The organism is Phormidesmis sp. 146-20 (assembly GCF_052939475.1).
Map to the genome: position 1 here is coordinate 1 of NZ_JBJPHT010000053.1, position 20,466 is coordinate 20,466.

A 20,466-nucleotide genomic window follows, 5' to 3' on the forward strand; every position below is an offset into this window, starting at 1 on the left:
CTTGCTCAAAGTCCCCCAAACTTGGGGGATTTAGGGGGCTGCCTAGAGTGATCGCTACAGCGAGGAATTTCATCGAATTCACCTCAGTTTTAGTGGCGCATGGTACGGAGAGAACTCATTCCAGAGACTTGAGCTTGAGTTCTCCTGAAGAAGGCTTCCGTGAGAGGGACGATCGTGAAACCATTAGTTTACTCTGAGTACTGAGAGAAGTTCAGCGATCGAGGTGGCGATCTGTGAAGATCGAACGTTCCCAATCACCCGCCGCGAAAGCCTAGAACGCTCAATAGACAACTTGGCATTGGTCAGTGTGCATTGAGGTTGTTATGCAGTGCGATCATCACCTGCAACTGCAATGTCAAAGTGCAGCACTTCTTCGCGAACTCCCAACTTCGTATAGAGCGCGATGGCAGGTGCATCTTCGACATCCGCCTGCACGAATATGACATAGGCTGCTCGCGTTGCCGCAATCCTCTTGAGTTCTTGGATTAACGCCGTAGCAATGCCCTCGCGTCGGTGCGCCTCTGCGACAGCCAAATCATAAATGTAAATTTCACTGCGCTCCTGCTCAAACTTCTGAAGTTCGTATGCGGCGATTCCACCCACTACCGAGCCATTTTTCAAGGCTGCAAGAGCGATGAAGTAATCACTGGCAAGTAAACGCTTGAGATAAGCTTCACTTGGGCGTGTTGCTGTGTAGGTTTCCGTCTCATCAAATGCTTTACCGAAGGTCGTCATCATAGATTCCATCAGCGCCAAGTCTTCAGATGTAAGCAGGCGAATACTAAATGGGAGTGAAGACGACATAGCTCAACCTAAATGCAATTTCAGCGAAGAAGTGTGCGCTCTAAGATGCATAACGTTTCCGTTCACCTGTCACTAGCGACCTTTCGGACTTGATGAAACAATTCTATCTGATCGGTGTGCAACGGGATCGTTATGCCGTTCAGTAAATGAATCTAATTGAACGGTGTTAACTGAGCAAAGGTGGTGCAAGGCTTGGTGCAAACTCTGGATTAGGCAAAGCAGGTAAAGGTTCTTCAGAGGTGGGCATATCAAGATGTTGTGTGTAGATCACTTGATAGAGTTGGGGTTCTGCTTTAATCACAAGCCCTTGGAGGCGCTGCAAATGATCAGCAAATTCAGGGCTATTCCGCATGACAACATAATCTTCTACAGATGTGAAGTGAGCATAGTTAGCTGCTCGTGTGCGATCGAGACTAATGTGCAAATTGGCTGTGTAACTACCCGGAAATTGACCTTTTAATCTTTTGTACTCGCCAACTTGTGTAGCAACAAATTGTTCAGCCTTGTCAGGATCGAGCGTAAATATATTGATCAGCACAATTCCATTATCAACGCGAATAGGATTGACTGGGAATCCATTTTCCAATTGCACATTCATGAATTGACTCCTTTAATACTGGCTTACAGAATGCCGCCATTCACTTGAATCACTTGACCATTGACCCAGCGAGCATCATTAGATGCTAGGAATGCAACTACGTCTGCTATGTCGGTAGCTTGTCCAAGCCGTCCTAGTGGAGTTGATTGAATTAAGTGGTTCAAAGCATCAGCAGGCATAATCAATCCGTCTGTTGCCGTGACTCCTGGCGATACCAAGTTGACAGTAATGCCTCGCTGCCCTAGCTCTTTAGACAAGGCAAAGCTAAACTGTTCTATCGCGGCTTTACTAGCGGCATACAGTCCGCCCATCGGAATACTTTGCTTGGTTGCACCACTGGATAAACTAATGATCCGTCCACCATCGCTAAGATGCTTCGCTGCTTCTTGTAAAGCAAAAAAAGTTCCTTTAGCATTGGTGTTAAAGACATGATCAAAGTCAGATTCAGTCATGTCAATCGTGGGTTTATAGACAGACACCCCAACATTATTAACAACGATATCAACCTGACCAAATGTGTTGAGAACTCGGTCGAATAGATTACGAGTATGTTCAACATTGCTGATATCTGATTGAATCGCGATCGCTTCTACTCCATTACTCTGAATCGTAGTAACCACTGCTTCCGCTTTCTCTCGATTGCCTGCGTAGGTAATTGTAACGTTTGCCCCTTCGCGCCCCAGACGTTCAGCAATTGCTTGTCCGATGCCCCGTGATGCACCCGTAACTAATGCTACTTTTCCTTTCAGTGAAGACATGGCTTTATTCCTAGGCTCGAAACAGGGAGATTTCATCAGTAACACGGTATGCTTTAACTGGCTTTTTGGGAAGTACTTACTTTTTTGTAAGTTCCTGTTGCTCATTAAAACGTGATTCTCATGCAACCAGAACAAAATGATGGCACACTGTTTGTACAAGCCACCCTAAAAGTCCTGGGCGGAAAGTGGAAGCTCTTAATTTTGTGGCACCTGAAGGATTCAGCAAAACGATACAGCGAATTGAAGCGATTGATTCCTGAAATCACTGAAAAAATGATGATTCAGCAACTGCGCGAACTAGAGCGAGATGGAATTATCAGCCGTATAGCGCTTTCAGATATGCCTCCAAAGGTCGAATACGCTTTCACAGCCTATGGTGAGACGCTCATACCCATCTTTAAGCCCTTGTGTGAATGGGGGCAAGAGCATCTAAAACGCAAGATTGAGACGGCATAGTTTTTTAGAGAGAAAGTTTCACAGATCATCCTAAATTGGGTGAATAGGCTGACAAGTTCTGCATATCACTTAAAATCGAGTGGCTCGGCAGAAGCTTTCTGTATAGCGGGTGTGATTAGGCAGATAGGCGGAAAACTTCAGCATAGCTTCCACTCAAAAAAGACTGTCCCTTTGATACTTCAGACACTTGTTGTGACAGGAACATCCAGGAAGTTACTCGATCGCTGCACACCTCATCTAGTTAATCGCCCAATTAAAATTCAGTATTCCAAAAAATCAAAAATCTGTGTAAGATATTCCGCAGGTGGAGATCACGCCCCGGAAATCTGATTTAGCCGATCAGACCTCCGAGGACTTCCACCTAAGTTAAACGTACTAACTTTGGAGGCGTTCATGATTGTACTACGTCTGCTTTGCGATGGGATCTTGAAAGGTTGGAATCAAGATCCTGCATACCCTTCACACTTTGGGGGAGCGTTTGAAACGTCTGCGCTCCCATCCTCTTTGAACTAAACAGGGAGGACAAAACAACATGGCCGTTAGGAGACACCTTCCTGACTCAGTTTCGTTTAGCTTTGAGTTGCAATGCTCATTAGTTAGACGTTACCAAGTCACCGTTACCTTGGACTTGCAAGAGCGATTAATCTTTATGCCCTCTGGCATTCTCTCAGACGTGAGAAATTGTATTGAAGAATTCGTTGAACAATTGAGTGAAGTTGCCTCAAACCAATTGGCCTATCTCAAATGGGATGGCACGAGCGATTTGACGACTGAATATCAAGTGATTCGCGTATTAGCGGGCTATCAAATTCAACGTTCTTTAATGAAGTTCGATATTGTCATGGGCGCTGGTTCACTCATACACTTGGAGGAATTGCACAACAAAAAGACAATTGAACTGTAAACGATCGAGCGTTGCTGACAAGTAATGTGTAGAAGTAGTTCCTCTACCATCCATTACAAATTCAGCAACGCTCTTCTAAACGATTTGTGAGGACTAGACCAATCACCGATATCCCGGATCGCTAGGTTCGGGCACTGACCCAGAAATCAAAGGATTGACGGCACGATTGCTCGTAGCAGCCCTTCTCTGACCCGACCCATTAGAGACCGCCGCCCCACCCGACGACACCGCAGGCGCAGTCTCAGGCACATATTCTGGAGTATAGGACGAAGCAACGGGCGCTTGAGGGGGAGGCGGATTGAGATAGCCCAACAGTTGTTGAGAAGATTGACCCGCATATCTCGACCAGTCGCGAATGTTAGGTTTGGCTTGCCAGTCTTTGCGAGAAACCTTGACTAGCAAAATCGGCGCAACACTACCAAAACGATCGCCCGAAACTCTCACAACAACAGTTTGCACCGCAGCATTCTGCAATTCTCGATTGATCAATTGAGTCGCCAGCGTTTCAGCCTGTTGCACCAACTCTGGATAAGTTTGGGTGTCAGAACTGATCACCTGATCGATTTCCTTCACCGATGAGCCACCTGACGAATTGGGCGCTTTGGTATCTGCCTCAGCCGACGAGACGAGGACGATCGTTCCACCCAAACTAATGAGTAGCCCTAGAGCGATCGCGCTTGATTTTACAATCAGATTCATTTGCATCACCAATAAAAAAGTGGAGGAATCGTGCAGAAAAAACGTTTTAACAATATCGAGTCTACCTGCGAGGATAAACCGCGATCGCTTCAATTTCAACGAGCCAGCCTGGATTGACTAAACCTTGTACCCCTAGTGTAGAACGGGCCGTCTTAACAGGGTTGTCTGGATTATTGAAAAACTCTCCATAAGCCGTAAACCATCCTTGATAGTCCACTTGTCCATTCAGTGCGGGATCAGGAACCAGATAGCAAATCAAAAACGCCACATCTTTGAGTCCCAGTCCTTGAGATTCTAACAACTCTTTGATGCGAGTCAGTGTACCTTTAGCTTGAGTATAGGTGTCTCCAAAGCGATCGCGGCTTGTTGCAGGAGCGTCTAAATTAACGGCAGGCGGCACCGTTCCACTGGTGAAGTAATACCCTACATCCTTGGGAAATGCCACACCCGCAGAAATTGGAGAAGTTGCCCCACCCGGCGTAAACGTTACCACTCTAGGCGTCCGCACCGTCTGCGCCTGCACCGCCACCGTCAACACCGTCACACTAAAAAGAATGGTAAAAACGGCGACCAACCAGCGTCTACCTTTCACAATCTGACCAAACCACTTTGCCATGATGTTTCCTTTACTTACTTGATCTTCAATTGAACTCTGGACATTGGATTCTAGACTTTAGACTTTGAATAGACGCGAAGTGATGCCAAAAACTCAAGTTAGTGAATTCGATGAAGTTTTTTTGCTAAAGATTTCATCAAATTCACGTCAAGTTAAATGAGAACTCCGAGAAGTTGCACATCACCTTTCATCAGGAAAGTGTTTTAAGTCTTCAGTCTTTTGTCTAGCGTCTCTTGCGTTCGTCTAACGTCTCTTGTCTTTCATCTAACGTCTTCTTCACTGCTCACCTCCTCTAACCCTGCGCTCCAATCTGCTGCACTACCACTCGCGCCGACTCAAATGAACCAGCCATCCAGCCTGTTAGATAGCTTAGATGCTCACCTGCGAGATAGATCCTGCCGTCTGGTGCATTGAGTCTGGAGTAAAACTGTTGGCGAGATTGGGTTGTGTAAGTTGCCCAGCCGCCCAAGTTATAAGGCACATTGGGCCAATAGATCGAACAGCCCGTCTCAAAGTGATTGTTGTATTGTGGATGAATTCTACTACCTAGTGCTAGGGCGCGCTGTACTCGTTCTCCAGGCTGTAATGCTCCAAATTCTGCGGCCACCGCTCCAAAGTTGTAGTAGCCAACCACCACACCGCGCCGAGATAGATAGCCATAAGAGGGATACCAGATCGTTGCCAAACCAATGTTGGTACTCGTGATACCGCCCATGATTTGCTCATCTTCTTCCCAAAAGCGACGGTTAAATTGCAGGGCAGATTTACCAGTGACGGCATATTCAACACCCGCGATCGCCGCCTGCATATCTGGCGAAAAGTCAGCAGGAATCTTGCTCAACACCGTCAACGGAATGGTGCAAATACAATACTCTCCAACGGCTTGTTGCACATTGCCATTTTGGTTATATACAATCCGCACTCCGTTGGGTGTTTTGCGAATTTCTTGCACTTCAGCGTCAAACTGAATGGTCGATCGTACCTTTCGCTCCAGCGCTTTGGCGATTTGATCCAATCCTCCTACAGGTTGAAACATCAACATCTGTTGGTCGTAGCCCTGCTCAAATGCTTCGTAGTTAGCGAATCCTTGATTGATCAGCGCACTGAGTGAATAGGGACTTTCAAACTTACCGGGACGATCGCCCGCTCCCTGCTTTTCGGCATCAAATCCACGACGGCTTGACCCCCGGTAAAACAAGTCAGGATCAAGTCCCCCATAGGTTCTCAAAAATACCACCAATCTTTCTCGATCTTCGGCACTGAGCGGAGCCTCTAACGCGCCTTGATTAGCAGCTTTGGCCAACAGTTCTGCAAGATAGCCTCTGATGTCAGCTTTTGCCTGACGCGCCCTCACTTTTCGCCCTGCTAACCCACCCGGAACGCCCTCGTTGTAGTAGTACTGCTGATAGTTGAGGTTGCCAAAAATCTCTAGCTTGACTCCCAATTCGCGGCAGTAGTCGATCGTGATGTGATGTTGAGGAATCCGAGCGGGGCCAGGGTTAAAGTATTCTCCTTTAGCAAACTGCGCCGTCTGAACTGTACCCGTTGTTTCCACAATCTGATCGCCGCCGCGCACTGTCCAACAGCGTCCGCCCGATCGATTTCTCGCTTCTAAAATGGTGCATCGATAGCCCGCCTTCCGAAGTTCATAGGCGGCCGTCATGCCTGCGAGTCCGGCTCCCAAAATAATGACTCGCGCCCCCCGCCCCGGTCGAATCTGTAACTCTCTGCCCTGAGCAGCGGCTGGATTGCTTTCTCCAAACAAGTCCAACGCCTTCATCGCGGCATAAGTCGAACCCCCCGCTGCCGCCACCTGAACAATAAAATCTCGACGTTTCACGATCGCTCCTCCACTCGGTAGATGACTCTCAACGCACCAGACTTCTACAAACTTTCACAGCCAGAGTTTCGCCTGAAAAGTTCGCACGGTAACACCTCACCAGACTTTGAGAAAAGCATCTTGTACCTTCTCAAAATTGGCTAACTTTCTCAATTTCCTACGCTTTCAACTGCCTGGAATGCTTGAGTTAACAAACTCTCCATCACATTAGAAAGCAGCAAGTTTCTAGTTAGTCAATGACTTCGTTCAATTGGCGATCGTCAATCCTGACAATTCTGTAGATCTGTAGACAAGAGGATAGACAACCATTCTCAAAAAGCTTTGCTTCATACACACTCCTGATGAATCCGTGAAGAAATTGGCTTAACTAAATTACTTGAAGATGAACAAAACCTTGTAGTCAGTCGATCGCATAGAACAGACCATCTATTAAGAAGTCCTTCTATGTCCAGCAATCTCTTTGAGCAAAACTGCTGATGCTGTGTAGAAAGCTTTGTCGATGTGTGAGGTTAGCCTAATGCTGTGTGCCTTTGGTTAGCAATTTGAAAATACTGCGGCAAAAAATTGCAGATTGTTAGTTCTGCTACAAATTTGAGACGATCGTAGAATTGTAACGCTCAAAACTCAGGGAAAATACGAAGAAATCATAGGTGAAACCCCGTAAAAGTATTGAAGAATCAACATCTCTACAAAGATTTAACGCATCGGTAGATAAATTTCATTTGTCACTATTTCTTGAAATTTCTAACCTCTTTAGAACACGACCAACTCGTGGACAATAGAGAAAGTTCTTAACTCTTTTGCTTGATTACTCCAAAAATCAATGCTTCAGAGAAATAGATTTTTGAATGGATCATTGCGGCTGACAGTCTACGATATCCGTCTTCTGATAGATGTTAGCTCGACAGTAATTTGGGTGGCTGCTTTAAGCAAGATTCGCTAACAGATTTGGAGGTCGAAAAGCGCTGGATTGCCCATCTCTAAAACACATCTTTTTTCTTTCGCAGCGTCGCAAAAGTTTGCACAACGTCCTGACTATTCATCGCTTGTTGAACGGCACGATCGTCCCAACGCAAAAAGGGATTCGTTTGTTTCTCAATTTTGAGCGACGAAGGAATGGTTGGTTGATTGTGGGTTCTGAGAGACTGCACTTCTGCAAAACGCGCATTTAAAGCAGAATTGCCACGATCGACCGTCACCGCAAATTTTAGATTACTCAATGTGTACTCATGGGCACACCAAATGTTTGTATCGTCCGGTAACGCCCGAATTTTGGTCAGCGACTGAACCATCTGAGCCGGGGTGCCTTCAAACAATCTGCCGCAGCCGCCCGAAAACAACGTGTCTCCACAAAACAAGTCTCCTGACTGACCAGGCACATTCGCTGCAAAATAATAAGCAATGTGAGCGCGAGTATGTCCCGGCACAAACAGCACCTCTGCCACTCGATCGCCAAACTCCACCCGATCTCCTTCTCGCAAAAACACCGTTTGTCCGGGAATTCTGCCGCGATCTTCTGCGCCGCCATACACGATCGCTTTGGGAAACCGCCGCAACAGATCCGAGTTTGCCCCAACGTGATCTCCGTGATGATGCGTGTTCAAAATGGCAACTAATTCTGCGCCAAGTTTATCAAGCTGCTGTAAAACTGGGTAAGGTTCAGCCGGATCGACAACTACGGCAATATTACGCCAAACATCATGCAGCAAGAAGATGTAGTTGTCTGAAAGGGCAGAAAGTCGGTAGATTTGCATTCTTTCCAATTTTTGGGCTTGTGTGTGGTTTTGGATACAGGCAGTCAATACTTAAGTGTAGAGAATCGATCTAGAGAGAAGTTCATCAAGTTTTTACAATTCACTGATGGCTACTTCGCCCAAATAAGCGTTCCTGCGTCAAAAATGAGACAGCATCTACTGGCCTGCGGGCCCTTCAACTAAACCTATGGTAAGAGTGGCAATCCCGCGATCGCATCTGCCCACCCCCCATCTCATTGAGACAATCTTAAAATCAGGGCAACTCAATCGTCAGGAATATCTTCATTTGGCCTCGATTCTACTGTCTAATCAGAGAGCAACTGAGAACGATCGCCGTCGAATTAATCGCATTTTTGATCATATTTTGGCAGGCCAGGTCAAACTTACTGATTAAACGCACCCCGCAAAGGTAAAAATCCCGACTTCTCAAAAATTTTGGGAACCTGGATACAGAGCAACTTCCGAAACTACTGGAATGAAAAAGATTTCACTCATCGTTAGCGATCTATCCCAGAGTGGCGTTGGTCGGTGGGGTGGGGGAGCCGTTCGCCCCTTTTTGCTGAGTCAGGCGTTGAGAAAGATTGGACACGAGGTTGAAATCGTTGGCTTTGTCTTTGAGGGACACGCTCACGCCACCTTCACATCTGAGATTCCGATCAAAGTAATTCCCGCAAAACCCTATCCCGCTTTTTTTGCCAACGCCAAACAGCTACTCGACCAGATTGACGGCGATATGCTCTACGCCTACAAAACCAAGCTGACGAGTCTGGGGCTGGCACTGCTCAAAAAAGGACGGAGCAATCGCCCGGTGATTTCAGACATCGACGATTGGGAAATGAGTTGGCATGGCGGCGATCGCTGGCAATACCGTCCCAACATTCGGCAATTTGCTAAAGACTTGCTCAAATCAGACGGAGCGCTGCGAAACCCCGATCATCCTCTCTACCTCCAGTGGGCGGAGCAGCTTGTTTCTCGTGCCGATGTTGTCACCGTTCATACAGAAGCCATGCAGAAACGGTTTGGGGGCATTTATATTCCCAACGGCAAGGATACGATGCTGTTTGACCCCGATCGCTACGATCCTCACGTTAGCCGCGATCGCTATGGTCTTTCTGAGTATCGAATTTTGATGTTTCCAGGTGCGCCTCGTCCCTACAAAGGGCTAGAAGACGTGTTGACCGCTCTGGATTTGTTGAATCAGCCCGATTTGCGATTAGTCATTGTGGGCGGCAGTCCCTACGACGACTACGACAATCAACTGATCGAGAAATGGGGACGCTGGATCATCAAGCTGCCCAAAGCCTCCTACGAATCGATGCCCGAAATTGTCTCGGCGGCTCATGCGATCGTGATTCCTCAACGGGATGACCCAGCGACGACGGCCCAATTTCCGCTCAAACTGACTGACGGGATGGCGATGGCAAAACCCGTTCTATCAACCACGGTAGGCGACGTGCCCAAAATTTTAGGAGACACCGGATATCTCGTTGCGCCCAGTTCTCCAGAACAATTGGCTGACAAAATTTCCTGGATTTTTCAACATTTAGAGGAAGCCACTGAGCAGGGACGACGCGCTAGAGAACGATGCGTCCAACACTACAGCGTGGATGCGATGGCCACCATTTTATCAAGCATTATTTCAGCCTTTTAGAGCAATTGATTTGTGAAAAAACTGTTGAATCGAATTCAAAATAAACTGTACTGGCTTCAAAAATACGAATCTCCTGCGTGGCTGTGCTGGTTTCAGTATCTAGGGCTGGCGGTGAGCAGTCCGGCGATCGCCCTTTCTCAAAAATCGGCTCTCATCGTCTCTCCTCACCAGGATGATGAAACCCTTGGCTGTGGGGGATTGATCGCCCTCAAGCGAGAACAGGGAACCCCCGTACAAATTGTATTTGTCACCGATGGGGCGGCTTCTCATCTCTGGCATCCCAACTTTAAGTCGGGCGAAATTGCTCCAATCCGCAAACAGGAGGCGCTAGAAGCCCTATCCATTTTGGGCGTAGAGGCAGATCAGATTCACTTTCTCGACCACCGAGACGGCAAGCTGAGATACACAACAGACAGCGATCGCCAACGAGCCACCGATCAGTTAACCCAAATTATTCACGACTTTCAACCGGGTGAAATCTATGTCACTCACCGTCACGATCGCAGCGCCGACCATGAAGTGACTCACACCTTAGTTAAGAAGGCGATCGCAGCGTCAGGACAAGCGATCGAGTTGTTTGAGTATCCGATTTGGATTCTTTGGAAAACGCGGCTCTTTCAAGAAGTCAAGCTATCTGAATTAGCGGGTGCCTGTCGCCTCTCGATCAAGCCCGTCCAACTTAAAAAGCGACAAGCCCTGGAAGCCTATCGCTCTCAATATTTGCCGATCGATGCAGATGGCGGAAAGGTCTTGCCTCATGGCTTTTTAAGGCGGTTCTTTTTGCCCTATGAAGTGTTCTTTAAGTCCGATCGCTAATCGCTAAGTTGCTTTAATTTTTCGCTTTGGTGTTTGGAATCTTCGGTGTTTGGAATCTTCGGTGTTTAGATCTTCTGCCCTCAAGCTACCAGTTTTGGAGAACTTCAGAACTTTAAGGGGGATTCTGTGACTTGTAACCTTAGCAAACAATTTCACCGAATACTATACAGGTAAACCACTTCTCCAACGTCTGAGCATGACTGGCGCACGGGATAGAAATAGCTTTAGAAAAGCCTTCATATTCTCCATGCCTGGATATTTTTGGAGAAAGTGGGCGATCGCGGGCACACTCAACCACACGCCGTTCGCCTTCTCTAAATGCTGTACTAGCTCCATCCCATTGAGTGGTTTTGCCAATCCGTCCATTAGCTCCAAACGATCTGGCAAGCTGTTGGGATGAGCCTCCGGATCAAATCTAAAATTAATCCAATCAGGCTCCGCGCCTCGATAAGTCTTAGCTTCTGGGTGTCCAAATCCAATGTTTTTGACAAACGAAACTTTGGGCGTAATGTGAACTAAATTGTGTGACAGCGCATTCAGCGTCATCGTGATCACCCAATCTGTCTGACGATTTTTTTCGATAAAAAACTGATTTAACAACGTATGTTTCGTCTGAATCGTTGCTGGAATCCGATAGTAATTCTGGAATGGATTTGACCCCTGGGGCTGACTTGCTAAATTGAGTTTCTTCCAGCGATCGCTCCACATCCCAAACCCCAACGCAAACACCCGATTGGAGACGATAAAATCTCGATCGATCAGCGGCTCCAACTCATTCGGAAAGTTGGCAAAGGCCGACACCGACCCAATTTGAGGATAATTTCGGTAAGCTTCTAGTAATCGACACACTCGGTCATAAAACCCTGGATTGGGCACCACATCGTCTTCTAGATAGATAAACGAATCATAGCGATCGCTCACTTCCGTCAGGGCAGCCACCACATTGCGATCGCAGCCCAGATTCTCAGGACGCACCACAATCTCGACCGGAATTTTTTGTGAGAACTCCTTTAATAAAGCAACACATTCATTGATTAAGAGTTCATCTTTTGGGCTTCTTGCTCCATCCACAAAGGCTAAGATCTGTTGCGGTGACAAAGACTGTTGACTAATCGCCACGAGCACCTGCTGCAAAAGCTCAGGACGAGTAAACGCAACCAACACGATCGGAGGTAACAAATCAGGAAGCGGAACGTCATCCAACAAGTGCGGAAGTTTGATCAAATCCTGGTTCATATCGACCTTACTGAGAGACTACTGACTCAAAATACCCATTCCCCGGCTCCACTTCCCCAATTCCGCTCTACAAAGTCGCCACCAGGGTAATCTGCAACAATCTGACTCGTCCGGATTCGATCCACGATCGCAGTTTAAGAATGAAGGAGCCACGTGCCTTTTTCTACTTTCCCCCCTCCTCACCTTCAGGAAAAGGGCGCTCGATCGCCGTATCCTCTCTCATCCCTGGCTCTTGAAGTTGTTTTACTCAACCTGATCGACTTCAAGTCATGACGGGATAAATAAAAAAGACCCGCGCCCCAACGGTTGTCAAACTTTACTTGCTGTCTATCTGGAAATTGTGCATGTCCCCCAACAAGCTGCTCCTCAACTTTGCCCTTCGTTATCCAACCTGGATTGTTGCCACGATCGTTTTGGGATTTTCGGGAGCCTTGTTCAACGGCGTGAGTACCGTTCTGATTGTCCCAGTAATTCTGGGATTTCTAGGACAACAAGTCAATTTTAGGGGCGCACCGCCCGTCTTGCAGCCTATTTTTTCTAGACTGGATGGCAGTGCAGGCAGCAGTCAGGCTGGAATCATGCTGGGCTTGATTTTGCTGGCAATCTTGCTCAAAAACATAACTGGGTATGTGGGTTCTCTATCCTCCAGTCACCTATCTCGCGCTCTGGTCAACGACATCCGTAACGAAGGGCTGAAGCTACTTCTGGATGTAGATTTAGACTTCTACGTCAAAACTAAAGTGGGCGACTTGATCAATCGTCTCGGTGCAGAAGTGGCTCAAGCGGCGGGTGCCATTCGGACTGCGATCAATATGATCACAACGGTGGCAACTGTTTTGGTGTTTGTCGCCCTGTTGTTGGCGATTTCCTGGCAGTTGACATTAGCCTCGACCGCACTGTTGTTTTTGGTGTCGCTCGCCAATCACTACTTTGTCAAACGCGCTCAGATTTATGGGCGAGAACTTTCAGAGCAGTCCAGAGAATATTCGGTTGCGCTACTCGAAATTCTCAACGGTATCCGTCTTGTCAAAGCCACAGGTCACGAAGCTCAAGAACATCGCAAACTCAACCAACTGATTCATCGGCGTGAAAAAGCAGAATTTCAGTCTCAGGCGAATACTGCACTGGTTGGCCCTATCAACGAGATGGCAGGGATTCTTACGGTGCTGGCGATCGTCATTCTGGGTCAGCTTTTCTTTCGCGACCAGATGGCTTCCCTTTCAACAGTTTTGCTCACCTATTTGCTGCTGCTGTTTCGACTGCTGCCCTTTGTGAGTCAACTCAACAGCATTCGCAGCAGTTTTGCCAGCACGTCTCCTAGCGTCGCGATCGTGCATGATTTTTTGCGCCGAGACAACAAGCCGTTTATGAAAAGTGGTTCTCAGGCTTATCGCCCAATTCAAGAAGGCATTCGATTTGAGGGGTTGTCTTTTGCCTATCCCGGTCACGAAGATCTGGTGCTCAACAACATCGATCTGTGGCTGCCCAAAGGCACAACCCTCGCCCTCGTCGGATCTTCTGGTGCCGGAAAGTCCACCTTGGCGGATTTGCTGCCTCGATTTTATGACGTGACAAGTGGACGCATTACGATCGACGGCACCGACCTCAAAGACTTTGACCCACGCGACTTGAGACGATCAATGGGCATTGTTAGCCAGGACACCTTTTTGTTTAACGACTCCGTTCGCAACAACATCGCCTACGCTCGCCAGGATGCCACCGACAACGATGTGATCGAGGCCGCAAAACGCGCCAACGCTTACGAATTCATCATCAAACTGCCCCAGGGGTTTGAAACCACGATCGGCGACCGAGGTGTCATGCTTTCTGGGGGGCAAAGACAACGACTGGCGATCGCGCGTGCCCTATTGCGAAACCCCGACATTCTGATTCTTGACGAAGCCACAAGTGCGCTGGATACCGTCTCTGAACGATTGGTACAGCAGGCATTGGATGATTTGAGCCGCGATCGCACCACGTTAGTCATCGCCCACCGTCTCTCCACGATTCAGAAAGCGCACCAGATTGCCGTTCTCGACAAAGGGCGGGTTGTCGAAGTTGGCTCCCACACTGATCTGTTACGAAAAGGGGGCTATTATGCGCGGCTCCACGACATGCAGTTTTCTGACAAAGAGCGGAAAAATCACGATCTGCTGACTCAGATTTCTTACGAACTGCGGACTTCGCTCAACTCAATGATTGGGTCACTGCGATTGGTGGTCGATGGTGTAATTGACGATGCAGACGAGCGAACTCGCTTTACTCAAGACGCTTATCAGTCCGCCCTACATCTGGTCAAAGAATTGGAGACGCTGGAGGCCTCAAACCAACAGACAGTGGAATCTGCGCCTCAACCCCGCGTCACAGAGGTCAGTTAGCGGCCCACCTCTTTTTGAATTTCTCAATTTAGTGGATTAGTCATCAAATTGGTCGAAGCACATGAGTCAGGACATGAGTAAAAAAATTGTTGGTATGTTGAGCAGCTATGCAGGGCTAAATCCAAGTCCGAGCGATTGGCTGTGGCAGCAAACTCCCTACCCGTTTGGTCAGTGGGGCAATATTCAAATTCAGGCCCCGGCGACGCAGCCAGATTTTTTGCTGATGTATCAGTTTGATTTTCCGCGATCGACTCCCCAACCCTCCTGGCGCGACAAATTTCGCAAGCAGACCCCTCCGCCAGACATCTATTCCCAACTGCGCGGTGTCCCTTCAGAGCGAATCATCTATCTGCTCCGAGAACCGCCTCTAGAGGAAGTTATTCACGCCAACCAATGGAACTATCAGCAAGCAGAACAATACTGCGGTTACGTATCTGGGCCCGATGATTTTGCGCCTGTCCCCGACTACATGCCTGCCATCTGGTACGTCCACAACTCGTTTCGCGAACTGAACGAAATGCCCGTCCCCGAAAAGATTCGCCCCTGTAGCTGGATCACCTCTGGCATCAGCCGCACCGAAAACCACCGCAAACGACTAGACTTTCTTCGCTTGCTGCAATCTCATCAGGTGCCCTTTGACCTATACGGACGCGGCCTCCCTGACTGGGCGCAAACGACGGGCAGAGTCAACAGCAAATGGTATGCGATGTCACCCTACCGCTACAACTTAGCCATCGAGAACTACGCCGACAATGATTGGTATGTGAGTGAAAAACTCTGGGATTCGCTCCTCTGCTGGTGTTTACCGATTTACTACGGCGGTTCGGCGGCCGACAAGCTTCTCCCTCCGGGCAGCTTTCTACGGTTGCCCAGTCTCGACGAAAAAGGGCTGTCCTACATTCAAGAAGTCACCGCCACTCCTGATGCCTGGTATGAAGCCAAGGAAGCGATCGCCGAAGCCAGACAAATCATCCTCCATAAGCTCAACCTTCTAAATTGGCTCTCCGACTACACCCAAAAATTCTAGTTCACCCCTCATCCCTCATCCTTTTTATGAACGGAATCTGTACCCTCGCCAATGATTACGTTTACGAGCAGCTAGTTGCTCTCCTCAACAGCATCGAAGCCATTATGGGGTCAGACTTTCCGGTCTGTGTCTATCCCTACGACAACACCACCAGTCGTATTGAGATGGAAATCGCCAAAAGACCCAATGTTCAGCTTTATCAAGATCAGGAGTCGATCGACCGCTGGGATCGCTACGTTAAGCAAATTTGGGATAGCCATCCAACGGCTCAACAACAGTGGCAAAAACACAGTTTGGAGCGCTACCATCGCATCGGCACTCATCGGCGATTTTGTGCATTTGACGGCCCGTTCGATCAGTTTCTCTACATGGATGCAGATACGCTGTTGATGGGAGATATAACCCCCATTTTTGAGCAATTAAATCATCACGATTGGGTGGTTTACGACTTCCAATATCGAGATATTGATCACGTTTACGAGGCGGCTTCTCGCCAACTTAAAAAGGTTTTTTCAGCAGAAAGACTCAACGCTGAGATTTTTTGCTCTGGACTTTATGCCGCAAAAAAGAATACGTTTAGTGCCGAAAAGTTGGACTGGCTGCTGAAGAGTCTGCAAAGTGGAGAAGCAGAAGTCTTGTATTGCATGGCACCAGACCAGACGATTCTCAATTACATGGTGATGCGATCGCAGCTTTCTATTTACAACTTTGCTTTACAGTTACCAACCGACCAAAAAACAGGTTGCTGTGTCACTTCGCCTCATTTTTCAGAACAAGATCACATTCTGTATGATCACGGCAAGCGACTAGTTTATATTCACTACATTGGATTGTCCTCTAGTCTATTTCGCAATCTTTGTTCAGGCGAAAATGTTGACTTTCCCTACCGAGATTTATTCCTCCATTATCGCTACCTTAAGGAACCTGAAAATAGACCTGTCTTCAACACCTCACCCATCCCTTACCACCCACCCTCGCCGCCCAGTTTAGTCAGTCGGGTTCTCGAAAAAATCAAGTTAGTTGCACAAGGAGTTCAGTCATGAGTCGTGGAATTTACATTACTGCAAACGATAAAGTAACGGATCACGCGATCGCTCTCATCAATAGCATTCGCATCCACGATATAGAAACACCGATCGTGCTAATTCCCTATGACGACAACTATCACACGGTTGCAGAAATTCTCAAGCAGCGTCATGGCGTTGAAATTTACAAGGATTTGGAGTTTATCGATCGCTTGTCGAAGCGGCTTCATGAAGCTTTTGGCAGTGATTTTTTTGCGCGTCCTAACCAGTTTCGCAAGCAGGCTTGTTGGTTTGGTGAGTTTGATGAGTTTCTCTACATTGATACCGATATTGTTGTATTCGAGAAGATCATCGACAACCTAAATTACTTTTCTGAGTATGATTTTCTCTGCTGTGACTATCAGCATTTGGGAGGAATCAAAAACGTCTTTACCTCCAAAGTGGTCGAGGAAAACGTCTTTACCGAAAGTGATTTGAAAGATATGTTTAACGGTGGATTTTGGGCTTCCAAAAAAGGATTGGTTTCTGAACAAGAAATCTACGAAACCTTTGCGGAATGTGCAGCCCATCCTGAATATTTTGACTTCTCTCAAAAGACTTCTGACCAACCAATTATCAACTACATGATTTTGAAGCGCATTGCCCGCCGATTCAACATCATTCGTAGACCCGGCGGAGCACCTGGAAACTGGGGAGGTACCAGTCATTTTACTCGGACTGAAAACTACCAATTAGCTGATCCTAGCGTTGATCAACCTTTGCAATATTTACATTGGGCAGGCATTCGGATTCAGCCAGATTGCCCCTATTGGGATGTTTGGGAGCATTACCGCTATCTGCATGAAGAAAAGCCTTTAGTAGAAGCGACCCTAGCCCCCAAAAAGCCCGGTTTTTTTCAACAGATTGTCAGCAAAATTAAGCGTTAGATTTTACTAAAATTTAGGGTGTTTGTTTGTCGATCGAGTTGCCCCCTTAGATCTTTAAACCTACGATTTCTTCTACTTTTGAGTGTTCCTGCGGTTCACAAATTCAGCTTATCTATTTAGGGTAGATTGAGGAATGGCGACCGTGTGGGCACAACGTTTTAGATTAGAACCTCATCTATTAGCGGAAACAAACATGGTTACAAGTATCGTCACAGGCGCAGCAGGATTTATTGGATCTCATTTGGTAGAGGCATTGCTCGATCGAGGTGAGCGTGTGATCGGCGTTGACGAATTTAACAACTACTATGACCCTGCCCTAAAGTGGAAAAACGTGTCCAATTTCACAGATCACCCCAACTTTAAGCTGGTTGAGGGAGACATTCAGTTTCTCGATTGGCAGTCGCTTTTAAAGGGGGTCGATGTGGTCTACCATCAAGCGGCTCAGGCGGGGGTACGAGCAAGCTGGGGCAAAGGGTTTCGATTTTACACAGAACGCAACATTAGTTCTACACAGGTCATGCTAGAGGCAGCAAAGGATGCCCAAGATCTGAAACGGTTTATCTACGCCTCGACCTCCTCGGTGTATGGCAATGCCGAGACGCTACCGACCGCTGAAACGATTTGCCCCCAGCCCGTCTCGCCCTACGGCATCACCAAACTCGCGGCAGAAAGGCTATGTGGGCTGTATCACCAAAATTTTGGGGTGCCTTACTGTGCGCTGCGATATTTCACGGTGTATGGCCCGCGTCAGCGTCCTGATATGGGCTTTCACAAGTTCTTTAAGGCGGTTTTAGAGGATCAGCCGATCGCTATCTACGGAGACGGTCAGCAAACCAGAGATTTTACCTTTGTCAGTGATGCGATCGCGGCCAATCTAGCAGCAGAGGCCACTCCTGAAGCGATCGGTGAAGTGTTCAACATTGGTGGCGGCAGTCGGGTTGTGTTGACGGAAGTGATCGATACGATGGAGCAGATTGTTGGTCGTCCAATTCGTCGCGATCACATTGAGAAGGCGATGGGAGACGCTCGACATACGGCGGCGGATGTGTCTAAGGCGCAGAGGATTTTGGGGTATCAGCCTCAAGTTTCTCTTGTAGACGGACTGACAAAAGAATGGGAGTGGGTAAAGGGGCTTTATCAGGGATGAGTGAGAACTTCGATGATCTGTTCCCCCTTTGGAGGTAATCCGCTTTGCGAGAGGGATGAGGGATTTTGCTCTTTATGTTTCAGTCTTAGCTGTTAAATTTCTTTGCTTTTAATTGGATACATTCGATCGCCTGTCGCTGGGTCAAAGAGAAAAAGATGGTCAAAGTCCAGGGTGAGAGAGAGACGATCGCCAAGGTGTAGAGGCAGATCAGGATGAGTTTGAACGTTGAGGAACGATCGGTTCCCTGAAGGCAACCTGACTCGAACTAGAGTTTCTCGCCCCAAGGGTTCGATCAGGCTGACTTCGGTGATTAGATGTCCAGCGTCTTGGCTGACTTGCAAATGTTCTGGACGAATGCCGAGATCGAGAGATTGCCCAGAAGCGAGTCTCAGTTTGGCTGGTAGGGCTGTGGGACAGGGGATGGTCTGCCCTTCGATCTGAAAGCCTGAGCCTGTGTAGATGGCTGGCAAAAGATTCATCGGAGGACTGCCCAAGAAGGTGGCAACCATCCGATTTTGGGGTAGGGCGTAGATTTCTTGAGGGTCGCCAATTTGCTGAATGGTGCCGCGATCGAGAATGACAATCTGATCTGCCAGCGTCATCGCTTCGACTTGATCATGGGTGACGTAAATGGTTGTGATGCCAACGCGCTGATGAAGTTGTTTGAGTTCTGATCGAGTGCCGTCACGTAGTTGAGCATCCAGGTTAGACAACGGTTCGTCTAATAAAAAGACTTGAGGCTGACGGGCGATCGCTCTTCCCAGGGCCACGCGCTGTTGTTGACCGCCGGAGAGTTGGCGAGGCTTGCGATCGAGCAGGTGGGAAATTTCTAAAATTCGGGCGACGGTTTCGATGCGTTCTTGCTGCGTTTTGAAGTCGATCTGACGCATCTTCAGCCCAAAAGCAATATTCTCCGCCACCGTCATGTGAGGATAAAGCGCATAGTTTTGAAAGACCATCGCTACGTCGCGCTGTCGAGCAGGAACTTGGTTGACCAGCGTTTCACCGATGTACAAGTTGCCAGAGGTTGCAGATTCGAGTCCGGCGATCGTTCTCAAAACCGTCGATTTGCCACAGCCAGACGGGCCCACCAGCACCCAAAATTGACCATCGGGCACCTCAAAGGTAATGTCGGCGATCGCCACAGATTTGCTAAACCGTCGTGTAATTCCATCTAAGCGAACACTGGCCATAGGGTGAAATGAATAAGGAACCGTAGACTCTGGGCTGCACTCTGCGTTTTTCTAGGACTAGCACTCTTTTGAAGAGGACATAGCGTTCACAGAAATAGACCTAATAATTTCTGCAATCTATCGAAAGGGGCGTTAATTTATTACGATAAGAAATTAACTTCCCAAAAGTACTTTGGTAATTAGATATTTTGTCAACATCTGCTCAAAGGTTAAACCATTTACAGATTCTCATCGTTGAGGATGAAGCAATCACCCGCACCGCTCTCATGGTACTACTAGAGCGTCAGGGTGCCACTGTGCTTGCGGTTGGCTCTGTCAGAGAAGGACTCCAGGCATTAGAAACCTTCTTTCCCGATGTGCTTTTGAGTAATATTCGGCTACCCGACGGCATTGGTGCAGGAGTTTTGCAGCGGTTGCGTGATCGCGATTCCAAAATAGGCCAATTTACGCCCGCGATCGCTCTGACAGGCGAAACTCTAGAAACCGTCCGCACCGATCCGTCTCTAGCAGGCTTTCAGGTCTATTTGTCAAAACCCTTTGATGCCACAACCCTGATTACTGCAATCATCGGCTTGAGCGAAGAAGGAAAGCGTTCCGATTCTTAATTCCACTCTCCTCACTCCTCACTCCTCACTCCT

At 47.8% G+C, this 20,466-nt stretch carries 20 protein-coding genes; 11 read left to right on the forward strand and 9 right to left on the reverse strand.

Annotated features, from left to right (window positions below; all coding sequences use genetic code 11):
- Positions 1 to 321: 321 nt before the first annotated feature.
- The 3 genes from ACKFKH_RS27655 to ACKFKH_RS27665 form a co-directional block, all read right to left on the reverse strand.
- Entirely contained in the window at positions 322 to 804 is a 483-nt protein-coding gene (locus ACKFKH_RS27655; protein WP_446861574.1) for an AAC(3)-I family aminoglycoside N-acetyltransferase, read from the reverse strand.
- Between the two features lie 166 nt (positions 805 to 970).
- Positions 971 to 1,402, reverse strand: a complete 432-nt coding sequence (locus ACKFKH_RS27660) for an antibiotic biosynthesis monooxygenase family protein (protein ID WP_446861575.1) — start codon at positions 1,400 to 1,402, stop codon at positions 971 to 973.
- Between the two features lie 23 nt (positions 1,403 to 1,425).
- Positions 1,426 to 2,160, reverse strand: a complete 735-nt coding sequence (locus tag ACKFKH_RS27665) for an SDR family oxidoreductase (RefSeq protein WP_446861576.1) — start codon at positions 2,158 to 2,160, stop codon at positions 1,426 to 1,428.
- Between the two features lie 120 nt (positions 2,161 to 2,280).
- Between ACKFKH_RS27665 and ACKFKH_RS27670 the strand changes: the two genes are divergently transcribed.
- Together ACKFKH_RS27670 and ACKFKH_RS27675 are read left to right on the forward strand one after the other, a co-directional pair.
- On the forward strand, positions 2,281 to 2,616 hold the full coding sequence (locus ACKFKH_RS27670; protein WP_446861577.1) for a winged helix-turn-helix transcriptional regulator: 336 nt from the start codon (positions 2,281 to 2,283) through the stop codon (positions 2,614 to 2,616).
- A gap of 532 nt (positions 2,617 to 3,148) precedes the next feature.
- On the forward strand, positions 3,149 to 3,520 hold the full coding sequence (locus ACKFKH_RS27675; RefSeq protein ID WP_446861578.1) for a hypothetical protein: 372 nt from the start codon (positions 3,149 to 3,151) through the stop codon (positions 3,518 to 3,520).
- A 102-nt stretch (positions 3,521 to 3,622) separates the two neighbouring features.
- Here the strand turns inward: ACKFKH_RS27675 and ACKFKH_RS27680 are convergent, their stop codons facing one another.
- The 4 genes from ACKFKH_RS27680 to gloB form a co-directional block, all read right to left on the reverse strand.
- Positions 3,623 to 4,219, reverse strand: a complete 597-nt coding sequence (locus ACKFKH_RS27680) for a hypothetical protein (RefSeq protein WP_446861579.1) — start codon at positions 4,217 to 4,219, stop codon at positions 3,623 to 3,625.
- A 61-nt stretch (positions 4,220 to 4,280) separates the two neighbouring features.
- Positions 4,281 to 4,835 carry a RidA family protein gene (locus tag ACKFKH_RS27685; protein ID WP_446861580.1) on the reverse strand — a complete coding sequence of 185 codons (555 nt, stop codon included), beginning with the start codon at positions 4,833 to 4,835 and terminating at the stop codon, positions 4,281 to 4,283.
- Between the two features lie 292 nt (positions 4,836 to 5,127).
- The gene (locus tag ACKFKH_RS27690) at positions 5,128 to 6,675 is read right to left on the reverse strand and encodes a flavin monoamine oxidase family protein (protein ID WP_446861581.1); all 1,548 of its coding nucleotides are present in this window, start codon (positions 6,673 to 6,675) and stop codon (positions 5,128 to 5,130) included.
- Positions 6,676 to 7,655: 980 nt separating this feature from the next.
- Positions 7,656 to 8,429, reverse strand: a complete 774-nt coding sequence (gloB, locus tag ACKFKH_RS27695; protein ID WP_446861582.1) for a hydroxyacylglutathione hydrolase — start codon at positions 8,427 to 8,429, stop codon at positions 7,656 to 7,658.
- 187 nt (positions 8,430 to 8,616) lie between these two features.
- On the opposite strand from gloB, the gene ACKFKH_RS27700 reads away from it, so the two are divergent.
- From ACKFKH_RS27700 to ACKFKH_RS27710, 3 genes are all read left to right on the forward strand, one after another.
- Positions 8,617 to 8,823 carry a hypothetical protein gene (locus tag ACKFKH_RS27700; protein WP_446861583.1) on the forward strand — a complete coding sequence of 69 codons (207 nt, stop codon included), beginning with the start codon at positions 8,617 to 8,619 and terminating at the stop codon, positions 8,821 to 8,823.
- A gap of 81 nt (positions 8,824 to 8,904) precedes the next feature.
- Entirely contained in the window at positions 8,905 to 10,080 is a 1,176-nt protein-coding gene (locus ACKFKH_RS27705) for a glycosyltransferase family 4 protein (protein ID WP_446861584.1), read from the forward strand.
- Between the two features lie 12 nt (positions 10,081 to 10,092).
- Positions 10,093 to 10,896, forward strand: a complete 804-nt coding sequence (locus ACKFKH_RS27710; RefSeq protein ID WP_446861585.1) for a PIG-L deacetylase family protein — start codon at positions 10,093 to 10,095, stop codon at positions 10,894 to 10,896.
- A gap of 162 nt (positions 10,897 to 11,058) precedes the next feature.
- On the opposite strand, the gene ACKFKH_RS27715 is transcribed toward ACKFKH_RS27710, so the two are convergent.
- Positions 11,059 to 12,132 (reverse strand): glycosyltransferase family 2 protein, encoded by a 1,074-nt coding sequence (locus tag ACKFKH_RS27715; protein ID WP_446861586.1) that lies wholly within the window; start codon positions 12,130 to 12,132, stop codon positions 11,059 to 11,061.
- Between the two features lie 344 nt (positions 12,133 to 12,476).
- On the opposite strand from ACKFKH_RS27715, the gene ACKFKH_RS27720 reads away from it, so the two are divergent.
- The 5 genes from ACKFKH_RS27720 (at position 12,477) to ACKFKH_RS27740 (ending at position 18,635) form a co-directional block, all read left to right on the forward strand.
- Positions 12,477 to 14,510: an ATP-binding cassette domain-containing protein gene (locus ACKFKH_RS27720; RefSeq protein ID WP_446861587.1), complete on the forward strand. Its 2,034-nt coding sequence runs from the start codon at positions 12,477 to 12,479 to the stop codon at positions 14,508 to 14,510.
- Between the two features lie 73 nt (positions 14,511 to 14,583).
- Positions 14,584 to 15,537: a glycosyltransferase family 10 domain-containing protein gene (locus tag ACKFKH_RS27725; RefSeq protein WP_446861588.1), complete on the forward strand. Its 954-nt coding sequence runs from the start codon at positions 14,584 to 14,586 to the stop codon at positions 15,535 to 15,537.
- Positions 15,538 to 15,563: 26 nt separating this feature from the next.
- A complete protein-coding gene (locus tag ACKFKH_RS27730; protein WP_446861589.1) occupies positions 15,564 to 16,580 on the forward strand; it encodes an Npun_R2821/Npun_R2822 family protein in 1,017 nt (338 codons plus the stop codon).
- The gene (locus ACKFKH_RS27735; protein WP_446861590.1) at positions 16,577 to 17,488 is read left to right on the forward strand and encodes an Npun_R2821/Npun_R2822 family protein; all 912 of its coding nucleotides are present in this window, start codon (positions 16,577 to 16,579) and stop codon (positions 17,486 to 17,488) included. Before ACKFKH_RS27730 ends, ACKFKH_RS27735 begins: the two co-directional genes overlap by 4 nt.
- 193 nt (positions 17,489 to 17,681) lie before the next feature.
- Positions 17,682 to 18,635, forward strand: a complete 954-nt coding sequence (locus tag ACKFKH_RS27740; RefSeq protein ID WP_446861591.1) for an NAD-dependent epimerase/dehydratase family protein — start codon at positions 17,682 to 17,684, stop codon at positions 18,633 to 18,635.
- A gap of 92 nt (positions 18,636 to 18,727) precedes the next feature.
- On the opposite strand, the gene ACKFKH_RS27745 is transcribed toward ACKFKH_RS27740, so the two are convergent.
- Positions 18,728 to 19,828 carry an ABC transporter ATP-binding protein gene (locus ACKFKH_RS27745; RefSeq protein ID WP_446861592.1) on the reverse strand — a complete coding sequence of 367 codons (1,101 nt, stop codon included), beginning with the start codon at positions 19,826 to 19,828 and terminating at the stop codon, positions 18,728 to 18,730.
- Positions 19,829 to 20,016: 188 nt separating this feature from the next.
- Between ACKFKH_RS27745 and ACKFKH_RS27750 the strand changes: the two genes are divergently transcribed.
- Positions 20,017 to 20,433 (forward strand): response regulator, encoded by a 417-nt coding sequence (locus tag ACKFKH_RS27750; protein ID WP_446861593.1) that lies wholly within the window; start codon positions 20,017 to 20,019, stop codon positions 20,431 to 20,433.
- Positions 20,434 to 20,466 lie beyond the last annotated feature (33 nt).